Origin of the sequence: Pantoea sp. CCBC3-3-1 (genome assembly GCF_007981265.1) — a bacterium.
Lineage (GTDB): Bacteria > Pseudomonadota > Gammaproteobacteria > Enterobacterales > Enterobacteriaceae > Erwinia.
In genome coordinates this window covers 4917544-4931051 of record NZ_CP034363.1, presented here as the reverse complement: position 1 = coordinate 4931051, position 13508 = coordinate 4917544, and the positions used below count along the sequence as shown (strand labels likewise).

Below are 13508 nucleotides of genomic sequence, written 5' to 3'. Positions count from 1 at the left end.
TATGAATTTTACACACAAACTTATCCACAGCTTTTCATTGCGAGGCTGACCGCAGAACCGTCACATTTTACCGGTTAACCCGCGGAGTTATTTCATTTTTCAGGTGTAGCTGTGGCATCCTTACCGCATTGTTTAAATCAACGAAGAACGTGACAACTTATGGCACAAATTGCAGAAAACCCGCTTATTCTTGTGGATGGATCTTCTTACCTTTATCGCGCTTATCACGCGTTCCCTCCACTGACCAATAGCGCCGGTGAGCCTACTGGAGCGATGTACGGCGTGCTGAATATGCTGCGCAGCCTGCTGTTGCAATATAAGCCCAGCCACGTTGCTGTGGTTTTTGATGCCAAAGGTAAAACGTTCCGTGACGAATTGTTTGAGCATTATAAATCCCACCGTCCACCGATGCCGGATGATTTGCGGGCTCAAATCGAGCCTCTGCATAATATGGTCAGGGCGATGGGACTGCCCTTGCTGGCGGTATCGGGTGTAGAAGCAGACGATGTTATTGGGACGCTGGCGCTGGAGGCTGGCCGTAAAGGGATACCGGTTCTGATCAGTACGGGTGATAAAGATATGGCGCAGCTGGTGACGCCAGATATCACGCTGATCAACACCATGAATAACGCCATCCTTGGCCCTGAAGAAGTGATCACCAAATACGGTATCCCGCCTTCGCTCATTATCGATTTTCTGGCATTAATGGGTGACTCCTCGGATAACATCCCGGGTGTGCCCGGCGTGGGAGAGAAAACAGCCCAGGCCTTACTACAGGGACTCGGTGGTATCAAAGATATCTATGAGAACCTTGATAAGGTCGCTGAGCTTTCTTTCCGCGGTGCAAAAACCATGGCCGCTAAACTTGAGCAAAACAAAGAGGTCGCTTTCCTTTCTTATCAGCTAGCGACCATCAAAACCGATGTACAGTTAGATCTCACCTGCGAGGAACTCACGGTCAGTGAGCCTGCCGTCGGGGAACTTGTTGGTCTGTTCCGCCATTACGAATTTAAACGCTGGATCGCTGACCTTGAAGAAGGCAAGTGGCTTCAGGGCAAAAAGAGTCATCCGGCCGCTCAGAAAGCGCTGGTCGAACAGGTTGAAGAGCAACCCATTGCGACCAGTACGCTTTCCTCCGATGGGTATGTCACCATTCTTGATGAAGCGACTTTCGACAGCTGGCTGGATAAGTTACAGAGCAGCGCGCTGTTTGCCTTCGACCTGGAAACCGACTCACTTGATACGCTGAGCGCCAACATTGTCGGCATTTCTTTTGCAGTAGCGCCAGGCGAAGCTGCTTATCTGCCGGTGGCGCATGATTATCTGGATGCGCCAGCGCAGTTGGATCGCCAAAGCGTGCTGGCACGTCTGAAACCCTTACTGGAAAACAGCGATTTGTTGAAAGTCGGGCAAAACCTGAAGTATGACCGCGGCGTGTTAAAAAATTACGATATCGAACTACAAGGCATTAAATTCGATACCATGCTGGAATCCTACGCGCTGAATAGCGTGGCAGGACGACATGATATGGACACATTGGCATCACGCTGGCTTAATCATAAAACGGTGACCTTCGAAGAGATCGCCGGGAAGGGTAAAAAGCAGCTGACGTTCAATCAAATCGCGCTGGAGCAGGCAGCGCATTATGCGGCGGAAGATGCGGATGTGACGCTACAGCTGCATCTGAAAATGTGGCCTGAACTGGAAAAAGAGCAGGGTCCGAAGCAGGTATTTGAAGAGATTGAAATGCCTCTGGTTTCGGTAATCTCGCGTATTGAACGCAACGGGGTGCTGATCGATCAGGGGATTCTGGCTAAACATTCGCAGGAACTAACCACGCGACTGGCGGAGCTGGAGTTAAAGGCGCATGAGCTGGCAGGCGAGCCGTTCAACCTCTCGTCAACAAAGCAGCTGCAAACTATCCTCTTTGAAAAACAAGGTATTAAGGCGACCAAAAAAACGCCTGGCGGCGCGCCTTCCACTTCAGAAGAAGTTCTGGCCGAGCTGGCGCTGGATTATCCACTGCCAAAAGTGATCCTGGAGCATCGTGGCCTTTCGAAGCTGAAATCGACCTATACCGATAAGCTGCCGCTGATGATTAATCCGTTAACAGGACGCGTTCACACTTCTTACCACCAGGCAGTGACGGCCACGGGCCGTCTTTCCTCTACCGATCCTAACCTGCAAAATATCCCGGTTCGTAATGATGAGGGACGACGCATTCGTCAGGCTTTTATTGCCTCAAAAGATCATCAAATTGTTGCTGCGGACTATTCTCAGATTGAGCTGCGCATCATGGCTCATCTCTCTCAGGATAAAGGGTTACTGAGCGCCTTCTCTGAAGGTCAGGATATCCACCGCGCCACCGCAGCAGAAGTATTTGGTATGGCACTGGATAAAGTTACCGGTGAACAGCGACGCAGTGCTAAGGCAATCAACTTCGGTCTGATTTATGGCATGAGCGCCTTCGGTCTTTCACGTCAGTTAAATATTGGTGCCGGCGAAGCGAAGAAGTATATGGATCTCTACTTTGAACGCTACCCTGGCGTGCTGGAGTATATGGAAAGTACCCGCCAGCAGGCGGCAGAAAAAGGTTATGTTTCCACGCTCGATGGGCGTCGTCTCTATCTGCCAGATATTAAAGCCAGCAATGCGATGCGTCGTAAGGCGGCAGAGCGTGCGGCAATTAACGCACCTATGCAGGGAACGGCTGCCGATATTATCAAAAAGGCGATGATTGCCGTTGATGAATGGCTGACGCCACAGAAGAAACCTGAAGTGAAAATGATCATGCAGGTTCACGATGAACTGGTGTTTGAAGTTAAAACATCGGAAGTGGAAGCCGCAACGGCAAAAATTCGCCAGTTAATGGAAGGGAGTATGCTGCTGGATGTACCGCTTCGCGTTGATGTTGGAGTGGGCAATAACTGGGATGAAGCGCATTAATTCTTACCGGTAAAGGGCTAATGAGGCTGATATGACATCAGCCTCATTCCATACTCTTTATCTCAATGATTAATCCTGGCGCGTATTTAATAAAATTATGAACGTGCAGGAAATAATATAAGCTATCTCGTTATTTATTGATTTATAAAAATGATTTTTAAATTTAATTTAATAATATTCAAAATTGATATTTTCTTATAAAAAATAAGCATTGCCGGAGATGTAAAAGTTTTTTTCGCCATTGCAGTACCTCTCATAATCAGCTCCGCTATAAAGCGCTGGGCAGTAAGCATCCTACCCTGACTGTTTTTTCCGCCATGCCTGCAAAGCTCGTCGTATCGGCGTCCAAAGCCGATAAACGATGTACATTAGTGCTCAGATATTCGCCTAAGCCGTTATCGTGCAAGCATTTTTCTTGTAATTAAGCTACAAGCAATACTTTTTTCTGTGAGCTGGATTAGATAACAGACGGACTTTTATGAAAATTAACTACAAAAAACCCTTTTGAGGGTGCGCAAAATCATGTAGAGTTTAAGACGTAGGGTACAGAGGTAAGATGTTCTATCTTTCAGACCTTTTACTTCACGTAATCGGATTTGGCTGAATATTTAGCCGCCCCAGTCGTTATGACTGGGGCGTTTTTTATTGGGCGCTATTCAGGATTTCCAGCCATTACTCCGCGGGAAAATCTGCTTCTGTCGCAGGGGGGATTTCTCTGAACCAGTCATCCAGCTTAAAGCGCAGCTTATCCACTCCAATCTTTTTCAGGGATGAGAACATCTCAACCTGCACATCACCGACAAAGCCTTTTGCCGCTTCACGTACCAGATTCAGCTGAGCTTTACGGGCACCGGAAGCGAGTTTGTCAGCCTTGGTTAAGAGTACCAGCACCTGAATGCCGCTCTGCACTGCCCACTGAATCATCTGCTGATCGAGATCTTTCAGCGGATGGCGAATGTCCATCAGTACGACTAACCCTTTCAGACACTCACGCTGTTGCAGGTATTCTGCCAGCGCGCGCTGCCATTTCAGCTTCATCTCTTCCGGGACTTCGGCGTAGCCGTAACCGGGTAAATCGACCAGACGATAGCCTTCAGCAACCTGGAACAGATTGATTAGCTGCGTCCTTCCTGGCGTCTTACTGGTACGGGCCAGGCTTTTCTGATTGGTCAGCGTATTCAGCGCGCTGGACTTGCCCGCGTTAGAACGTCCGGCAAAGGCAACTTCAATACCCAGATCGGGTGGAAGGTGACGAATGTCAGGTGCGCTGGTGACAAAATGGGTAACGTGATAATTCCAGCCAGACAAGATAAAAACTCCAGATAATAAGAACAATTGCGCAGAGTATACCCTGTATAGATTGAAAGCGCCCAGCCGAGCGCAGCCTGGCCAGGATTTTGTGAGAGATCGGCTATTATCAGTGCCAGCCGTTTCCTCTTTTTTGAGCAGGTTTAAATTAAAAATAACTTTAATATCAAAACATTAATAATCTTAAGTGCATAAAAAATTAAATTACTTCACTACCTAACTTGTTAGTTTATCCATATGGTCTACATTAGTTGACAGAACCATGAAGGTTCACTTCAGGATGAAGCGCTCAGGGAACATCAGGAAGATGTAGAGCAGGGAAGGAAAGGCATCAGGGATGCATGTCTGTAAAGGAAGAGGAAGCGTCCGGAGGGACGACCTGGCAAAGGAAAACCGGGACGTTGTATGCTAAAAAGGATGCTGACTAAGTCAGTCCTTCTGCGGAAGGTGTGAAAAAAGGCGACAGGGTGACCTGGCGCCTTTTTTCTTTGTCTGCTTTCTGCTAGATTCCGCCGCAATTCTATACTGAAGATAAATAGTCTGAGAGCAGAAACCATGAAACAACCTGCACGCGAGCCCCAGAAGAAAAAACCGGCGGCCAAACGCAAAACGCGCGATGAAATCAACACGGAAGCACGCGATCGTAAACGTGATAAAAAACATCGCGGTAACGCATCGGGAAGTCGTGCCAATCCAGTGACGGCTGAAAATAAAAACGGCGGAAAAAACAAAGATCAGGATCCCCGTATCGGCAGCAAAAAGCCCGTTGCGTTGGGCGCCGCGGCGGCACAGGCCCAGCCAGCGAAAAAAAGCGTCAAGCCAGCCAAAGCTGCGGTAGAAAAAAAACCGAAGCTGGCGCCGGAAGAAGAACTGGCCATGCTGGAAAATGACGAGCGCCTGGATGAGCTGCTGGATCGTCTGGAAAAAGGCGAAACCTTAAAAGCAGAAGATCAGGCATGGCTTGATCAAACGCTCGATCGCATCGATGTGCTGATGGAGCAGCTCGGCATCGCGCTGGATGATGATGTTGAAGATGAAGAAGCAGAAGAAGACATGTATCGCTTGTTGAAAGGCGGCAACTGATCCTCTGAGCACGCTTTTAGACGCTAAACCGGGGGACGCCTGTAAGCGTCCCCCCGTTGCAAAAGGTTTCTCTGGCAATGAATTGGCCTGGATCAATTTACATGCTGATTCTGCTCTGCGGGCTCGGCTGGGTCTTCGTTAAACTACGTCGTCTGTCCAGGCTGAAAAAACGCCTGCGCAGAACGACCGTCTCTCCGCCTTCAATGGCTCCATTCGTCCGACGGTCTGCATCCCGGCGCCAGCGAAGGAGTGAATACCGTGACACAGATGATTGAGTGGGATCAGAACCTGATCCAAAAGTATAACGTCTCCGGACCTCGCTACACTTCTTATCCTACCGCGCTGGAATTTCATCAGGACTATGACGAGTCCGCTTTCATACATGCCAGCCAGCGTTATCCCGATCGCCCGCTCTCACTGTATATTCATATTCCCTTTTGTCACCGGCTTTGCTATTTCTGCGGCTGCAATAAGGTTATCACCCGACATCCGCATAAAGTCGATGACTACTTGCAGGCGCTGGCCGTTGAAATTAAAGCGCGTTCCACGTTGTTCAGGCACCGTATCGTCACGCAAATGCACTGGGGAGGCGGCACGCCCACTTACTTGAGCAAAGCGCAGATAACCCGGTTAATCGATCTGTTGAAGCAACATTTTACCTTTAGTGATAACGCTGAGTTATCCATTGAAGTGGATCCGCGCGAGATTGAGCTGGATGTTCTGGACCATCTTTACGCCGCGGGTTTTACCCGCCTGAGCATGGGCGTGCAGGATTTTAATAAAGAAGTGCAGGAGAAGGTTAATCGCATTCAGGATGAAGAGACCATTGTCGCTCTGCTTCAGCGTGCGAAACGGCTGGGGTTCACTTCGACCAATCTGGATCTGATTTATGGCTTACCAAAGCAAACCCCGGAAAGCTTTGCTTTTACGCTACAGAAGGTTGTCAGCCTGAAGCCGGATCGGCTCAGCGTATTTAACTATGCGCATATGCCGATGCTTTTCGCCGCCCAGCGTAAAATCAAAGAGGCCGATCTGCCTGACACTCAGCAAAAGCTGACGATTTTGCAGCAGTCCGTCGCCTTTCTGACGAAAGAAGGCTATCAGTTTATCGGCATGGATCACTTTGCGCGTCCTGATGATGAACTGGCGATAGCCCAACGAGAAGGGCGTCTGCACCGCAACTTCCAGGGATATACCACTCAGGGCGACACGGATTTACTGGGGATGGGCGTTTCAGCAATTAGTATGATCGGCGACAGCTATGCACAGAATCAAAAAGAGCTGAAAAGCTGGTATGCCGCAGTCGCAGCGCAGAAAACCGCGCTCTGGCGTGGCGTAAAGCTTACGGAAGATGACTGTCTGCGGCGAGAGGTCATTAAAACGTTGATGTGTAATTTTTCTCTGGAATTTTCCCGTTTTGAAACGGCAGAAAGACCATTTCAGCGCTATTTTGCGGAAGATTTGGCGCTGCTGGCGCCTTTTATTGAAGATGGGCTGGTGGAATGCCACAGAGACGGCCTCCAGGTCACGCCTCAGGGGCGAATGCTGGTCAGGAATATCTGCATGTGCTTTGACGTTTACCTGCGTCAGAAGGCGCGCAGGCAGCAATTCTCGCGGGTCATCTGAAGCGCTCAACAAGAAAAGCCGGCATCCATTTTTGATGCCGGCTTTTTTAGTCAGAATCCTACAGCGAATCCGCTTTTACGAGCGGAATACCACAGGCTGAAAGGGATTTCCCTCCAGGGGAGGGAAATTTTTGGCTGACACCTACTCCATTCCCAGCTCTTTCAGCTTGCGGGTCAGGGTGTTTCGTCCCCAGCCCAGCAGCCTGGCCGCCTCCTGCTTGTGACCCTGCGTATGGCGCAGAGCCGTGGTCAGCAGCGTTCGCTCCATCTCTGGCTGCGCTTCCGACAGCAGATTTTGATGACCGGAACGCAGCGCGCGGTCGGCCCACTGCGCCAGCAGCGTTGCCCAGCTGTCCGGCAGGGACTGTACCGGGTTATCAGGCGTTGAGGTTTCGAACAGCTCAGGCGGCAGGTCCTGAATCAATACTTCCTGCCCCGCCGCCATAACGGTTAACCAGCGGCAGGTGTTCTCAAGCTGGCGAACGTTACCCGACCAGTGCAAACGGGTTAGCGCCGTTTCTGTTTCCGGATGCAGAATTTTCGCTTCCACACCCAGTTCGCGAGCGGCAACCTGCAGGAAATAGCGTGCCAGCCGTGGAATATCCTCACGGCGCTCGCGCAGCGGGGGAAGATGCACGCGGATCACGTTCAGGCGGTGGAATAAATCCTCACGGAATTTGCCTTCCTGCACCCGAAGCTCCAGGTTTTGGTGGGTTGCGGCGATAATGCGTACGTCCACCTTAACCGGCGCGTAACCGCCAACGCGATAGAACTGGCCATCAGCCAATACGCGCAGCAGGCGAGTCTGCACATCCAGCGGCATATCGCCGATTTCATCCAAAAACAACGTGCCGCCATCGGCTTGCTCAAAACGCCCCTGACGAATCTGATTTGCGCCGGTAAACGCCCCCTTTTCATGGCCGAACAGCTCCGACTCAATCAAATCTTTAGGGATCGCAGCCATATTCAGCGCAATAAAAGGGGCCTTTGCTCGTGGACTGTGCCGGTGGAGTGCATGAGCCACCAGCTCTTTACCTGTACCGGATTCGCCATTAATCAGTACGCTGATCGAAGAGCGTGAAAGACGGCCGATAATGCGGAAAACGTCCTGCATCGCCGGGGCTTCACCGATGATATCCGTCGTTGGTCCACTGACAGGCTGATTGCGCGGCTGCTGCTGCTCCTGATAGTGACTGATAGCGCGTTCGACGAGCGCTACCGCTTCATCAATATCAAAAGGTTTCGGTAGATAATCAAATGCCCCTTGCTGATAGGCGCTTACTGCTGCATCCAGATCGGAATGCGCCGTCATTATGATGACCGGAAGCATCGGGTGACGCTGTTTTATCTGTTTCAGTAATGCCAGTCCGTCCATGCCGGGCATACGAATATCTGAAAGTAAAACGTCTGGGGTTTTGGTGGCAAGGGCATCCAGCACCTCGTTACCGCTGTCAAAGGTCGCACAGCTTAAACCGGCTCCAGTGAGCGCGCGTTCAAGCACCCAGCGGATGGAGCTATCGTCATCGACGATCCAAACTATCCCTCGTTGCATAGAAACCTCACTGGCGAATAGGCAGAAAAACCGAGAATTCAGTGTGACCAGGCCAGCTGCTGAACTCTATTTTTCCCGAATGCTGGTCAATCAGGCTGCGGGCTATCGATAAACCTAACCCCGTACCGCCCTCACGACCGCTCACCATCGGGTAAAACAGCGTATCCTGCAGCTGAGCAGGAATACCCGGGCCGTCATCTTCAATATCAATGCGGGCCACCAGGCGATAACGTACGCCGTGCAGCGTGAGTTGAAACGCTGTGCGGGTACGGAGTGTTATAGTTCCGCCACGCTCACCCAACGCTTGCAGCGCGTTGCGTACCACATTCAACAGAACTTGTTCGATTTGATCCGGGTCGTGCGGTAACTCTGGCAGGCTGGGATCGTAATCCCGCACCAGCGTTACGTTATCCGGAAGCTCCATCGATACCAGGTTAACCACGCGTTCGGCCACCTGATGGATACTTTGCGTTACGTGCATACCTGGCTGTTGCGGGCCAAGAAGACGATCGACCAAATTGCGCAGGCGATCGGCCTGTTCAATGATCACTTTGGTGTATTCAGTTAACGAAGGATCGGGCAGGGCTTTCGCCAGCAGCTGTGCTGCACCGCGTAAACCACCCAGCGGATTTTTAATTTCATGCGCCAACCCCCGAACCAAATCACGGGCGGCCACCTGCTGAGCATGTTGGATCTGTTCCTGGCTGAGACGGCGTTGATTATCCATCGGTGCCATTTCCAACAAAATTAAGCCATCGGGTAAAAGCTGCGCGGTTAACGACATAATATGTGCGCGACTGTCGACAACCAGTGTCACTTCGCTGTCGGTAAAACCCTGTCCTGCATTCAGACTCTCGCGCATTACGTCGATATTTAAAGAAAAATATCCCATCAGGTCTGGCAGTGGCGTACCAAACAGCTTGCGGGAACTTTGCGCTAACAATTGCTGTGCCGCGGGGTTGGCGTAATGAACAACCAGCTCGCTATCTACCAACAATATACTGTTAATCAAAGAATTAAGAATCTGCCCGGCATCGGGCAGCATGCCAGTTGCCATGCACACACTCCTGCACCATTTTAGTGCATTATAGTCATGGAACCCGAGATCCGTCTCCCTGAACAATGATTTCGTGGAGAAAAAAGCCCATCCTGAGATGGGCTAGAGTTTCCACGGCAACAATCCCTGAGAACTTACAGCTTTTATTACACGCTGTAGTACAGTTCGAACTCAACCGGATGCGGCGTCATACGAACGCGGTCCATCTCGGATTTACGCAGTTCGATGTAGGCATCGATGGTGTCGTCAGTGAATACGCCGCCACGAGTCAGGAACTCACGGTCTTCGTTCAGCGCATTCAGTGCTTCTTCCAGTGAACCCGCTACTTTTGGAATCTCAGCTTCTTCTTCCGGCGGCAGGTCATACAGGTTTTTGTCCATCGCGTCGCCAGGATGGATTTTGTTGATGATGCCGTCCAGGCCAGCCATCAGCAGCGCAGAGAACGCCAGGTATGGGTTTGCTGCTGGATCTGGGAAGCGAGCTTCGATACGACGCGCTTTCGGGCTGGCAACCACTGGGATACGGATAGAAGCAGAACGGTTACGTGCAGAGTAAGCCAGCATAACAGGCGCTTCATAACCCGGGACCAGACGCTTGTAGGAGTTGGTCGTTGGGTTTGCCAGGGCGTTGATGGCTTTAGCGTGTTTGATTACGCCACCAATGTAGAACAGCGCCATTTCAGACAGGCCGCCGTATTTGTCGCCAGCGAACAGGTTGGTGCCGCCTTTAGACAGAGACATATGGCAGTGCATACCTGAACCGTTGTCGCCAAAGATTGGTTTTGGCATGAAGGTCGCAGTTTTGCCGTAAGCGTGTGCCACGTTGTGAACGACATATTTGTAGATCTGAATTTCGTCCGCTTTTTTAGTCATGGTGTTGAAGCGGGTTGCCACTTCGTTCTGACCTGCGGTCGCCACTTCGTGGTGGTGAGCTTCAACAACCAGGCCCATCTGCTCCATGGTCAGGCACATTGCAGAACGGATGTCCTGTGCGGAGTCGACTGGTGGAACCGGGAAGTAACCGCCTTTCAGACCTGGACGGTGACCTTTGTTGCCGCCTTCGTATTCTTTACCGGTGTTCCAGCACGCTTCGATATCATCGATAGCAACGTGTGAACCGGAAGTGGTTGCGCCAAAACGCACGTCGTCAAACAGGAAGAATTCTGGCTCTGGTCCAAACAGGACGGTATCGGCGATACCTGAAGAGCGCAGGAAATCTTCAGCGCGTTTAGCGATAGAACGTGGATCGCGATCGTAGCCCTGCATGGTGCCTGGCTCAAGAATGTCGCAACGGATGATCAGCGTAGAATCTGCGAAGAAGGGGTCAATGACAGCAGTAGTTGCGTCAGGCATCAGCACCATGTCGGATTCGTTGATGCCTTTCCAGCCACCAATCGAGGAGCCGTCAAACATTTTGCCTTCTTCGAAGAAGTCAGCGTTAACCTGATGAGCAGGAATAGTAACGTGCTGTTCTTTACCTTTGGTATCGGTAAAGCGCAGGTCAACAAATTTGACTTCGTGCTCGTTCATCATCGACAGAACGTGTTCAGCGGACATACTTAACTCTCCTGGATTTTGCCATTGTCATCGTAGTGAGAGAACTTTTGCGATGGACTTTGCTTATCTTACGCAGTCGACCGATAATTAAGTTCTCTGACAGGCTACCGTTGTGGAAACGGGTAGTTTTCGCTTAGTAAGATAAAGCGAAATCTATGCCAACTTTCTCAATTAGCGAAAAAAGCGCTATGATGCGCCCTCTCGTGTAACGAGACCTGCACCATGATGGAAGTCGCGCACCATTTTGGTGCTTCTGAGTGCCTGAAGAGCACTATTCTGGTGCATTTTTTCGATGAAGTGCAATTCTTGCACTGAAAATGGCTCTGAAAGCAATCCTGACAGTTATCTTTAATTGAAAACTGTGATCCTGTTCAGTCCTTCGATTAATCCGTGTACAATAGCGCGCTATTTCTAATGCCTGAGGCAAAGCTGTGATCGAAAATTTGCGTAACATCGCCATTATTGCCCACGTTGACCATGGTAAAACTACCCTGGTTGATAAGTTGCTGCAGCAGTCCGGTACCTTTGATGCCCGTACTGAAGCAACCGAACGCGTAATGGACTCCAACGATTTGGAGAAAGAGCGTGGGATTACCATCCTCGCAAAAAACACCGCCATTAATTGGAAAGACTACCGCATCAACATCGTTGATACCCCAGGACACGCCGACTTCGGCGGTGAGGTAGAGCGTGTGATGTCAATGGTCGACTCGGTGCTGCTGGTTGTGGATGCAACGGATGGCCCTATGCCGCAAACCCGCTTCGTGACCAAAAAAGCCTTCGCTAATGGTCTGAAGCCGATCGTGGTAATTAACAAAGTTGACCGTCCGGGCGCACGTCCTGACTGGGTTGTGGATCAGGTATTCGACCTGTTCGTTAACCTGGATGCGACCGATGAGCAGCTCGACTTCCCGGTTATCTATGCATCTGCACTGAACGGCATCGCCGGTCTTGATCATGCCGATATGGCTGACGACATGACCCCGCTGTATCAGGCTATCGTGGATCACGTTTCACCTCCACAGGTTGAAATGGATGCGCCATTCCAGATGCAGATTTCCCAGCTGGACTACAACAACTACGTTGGTGTGATCGGCATCGGCCGCATCAAGCGCGGTAAAGTGAAGCCAAACCAGCAGGTTACGTTGATCGACAGCGAAGGCAAAACCCGTAACGGTAAAGTCGGTAAAGTACTGACTCACATGGGTCTGGAGCGTATCGAAGCGACCGAAGCTGAAGCGGGCGATATCATCGCTATTACCGGTCTGGGCGAGCTGAACATCTCTGACACCATCTGCGATACGCAGAATGTGGTCGCGCTGCCAGCACTGAGCGTTGATGAACCTACCGTAACCATGTTCTTTAACGTCAACACTTCTCCGTTCTGCGGTAAAGAAGGCAAGTTCGTTACCTCACGTCAGATCCTTGACCGTCTGCGTAAAGAACTGGTGCACAACGTTGCATTGCGTGTTGAAGAAACTGAAGATGCTGATGCATTCCGCGTTTCTGGTCGTGGTGAGCTTCACCTGTCCGTTCTGATCGAAAACATGCGTCGTGAAGGTTTCGAGCTGGCGGTATCCCGTCCGAAAGTTATCTTCCGCGAAATCGACGGCCGTAAGCAAGAGCCGTTCGAGAACGTAACGCTGGACATCGAAGAACAGCATCAGGGTTCTGTGATGCAGGCGATGGGCGAACGTAAAGCCGACATGAAAAACATGGATCCAGATGGCAAAGGTCGCGTACGTCTTGACTACGTTATCCCAAGCCGTGGTCTGATTGGCTTCCGTAACGAATTCATGACCATGACGTCTGGTACCGGTCTGCTGTACTCCACCTTCAGCCACTACGACGATATCCGTCCAGGCGAAGTGGGCCAGCGTCAGAACGGCGTACTGATCTCCAACGGTCAGGGTAAAGCTGTTGCGTTTGCACTGTACAGCCTGCAGGACCGCGGTAAGCTGTTCCTGGGTCACGGTGCGGAAGTCTACGAAGGCCAGATCATTGGTCTGCACAGCCGTTCTAACGACCTGACAGTTAACTGTCTGACCGGTAAAAAACTGACCAACATGCGTGCTTCCGGTACTGACGAAGCAACCACGCTGGTTCCAGCTATCAAGATGACGCTTGAGCAGGCTATCGAGTTCATCGATGATGACGAGCTGGTAGAAGTTACGCCACAGTCAGTACGTATTCGTAAACGTCACCTGACTGAAAACGATCGTAAGCGCGCAGGCCGCGGCAGCAAAGAATCTTAATCTTTGATGTGATCTGATATGCAACGCTCCCTGGGAAACCGGGAGCGTTTTTTATATCAGCTGGCAAACCCTTTCAACTGCAAATAATCTTATTTGAGGGTTGTTCAAGTCCAGACCATTCAGCAC

General features: G+C 50.8%; 8 protein-coding genes. 4 read left to right on the top strand and 4 right to left on the bottom strand.

The features are described from left to right. Positions 1 to 159 precede the first annotated feature (159 nt). Positions 160 to 2946 carry a DNA polymerase I gene (gene polA / locus EHV07_RS23115; protein ID WP_147200415.1) on the top strand — a complete coding sequence of 929 codons (2787 nt, stop codon included), beginning with the start codon at positions 160 to 162 and terminating at the stop codon, positions 2944 to 2946. Between the two features lie 672 nt (positions 2947 to 3618). Here polA and yihA read toward each other — a convergent pair. Continuing rightward, complete coding sequence (gene yihA, locus EHV07_RS23110) at positions 3619 to 4254, bottom strand: ribosome biogenesis GTP-binding protein YihA/YsxC (RefSeq protein WP_147200414.1); 636 nt, start codon at positions 4252 to 4254, stop codon at positions 3619 to 3621. Positions 4255 to 4809: 555 nt separating this feature from the next. On the opposite strand from yihA, the gene yihI reads away from it, so the two are divergent. Continuing rightward, on the top strand, positions 4810 to 5337 hold the full coding sequence (yihI, locus tag EHV07_RS23100; protein WP_147200412.1) for a Der GTPase-activating protein YihI: 528 nt from the start codon (positions 4810 to 4812) through the stop codon (positions 5335 to 5337). A gap of 267 nt (positions 5338 to 5604) precedes the next feature. Then, positions 5605 to 6963 carry an oxygen-independent coproporphyrinogen III oxidase gene (hemN, locus tag EHV07_RS23090; protein WP_147200708.1) on the top strand — a complete coding sequence of 453 codons (1359 nt, stop codon included), beginning with the start codon at positions 5605 to 5607 and terminating at the stop codon, positions 6961 to 6963. 141 nt (positions 6964 to 7104) lie between these two features. On the opposite strand, the gene glnG is transcribed toward hemN, so the two are convergent. From glnG to glnA, 3 genes are all read right to left on the bottom strand, one after another. Next, positions 7105 to 8514, bottom strand: coding sequence for a nitrogen regulation protein NR(I) (gene glnG, locus EHV07_RS23085; protein ID WP_147200410.1), 1410 nt, complete (start codon positions 8512 to 8514; stop codon positions 7105 to 7107). A gap of 7 nt (positions 8515 to 8521) precedes the next feature. Then, a complete protein-coding gene (glnL, locus tag EHV07_RS23080) occupies positions 8522 to 9571 on the bottom strand; it encodes a nitrogen regulation protein NR(II) (protein WP_147200409.1) in 1050 nt (349 codons plus the stop codon). A gap of 146 nt (positions 9572 to 9717) precedes the next feature. Further along, entirely contained in the window at positions 9718 to 11127 is a 1410-nt protein-coding gene (gene glnA / locus EHV07_RS23075) for a glutamate--ammonia ligase (protein WP_147200408.1), read from the bottom strand. A gap of 431 nt (positions 11128 to 11558) precedes the next feature. Between glnA and typA the strand changes: the two genes are divergently transcribed. Continuing rightward, a complete protein-coding gene (typA, locus tag EHV07_RS23070) occupies positions 11559 to 13382 on the top strand; it encodes a ribosome-dependent GTPase TypA (RefSeq protein ID WP_147200407.1) in 1824 nt (607 codons plus the stop codon). Positions 13383 to 13508: the final 126 nt, after the last annotated feature.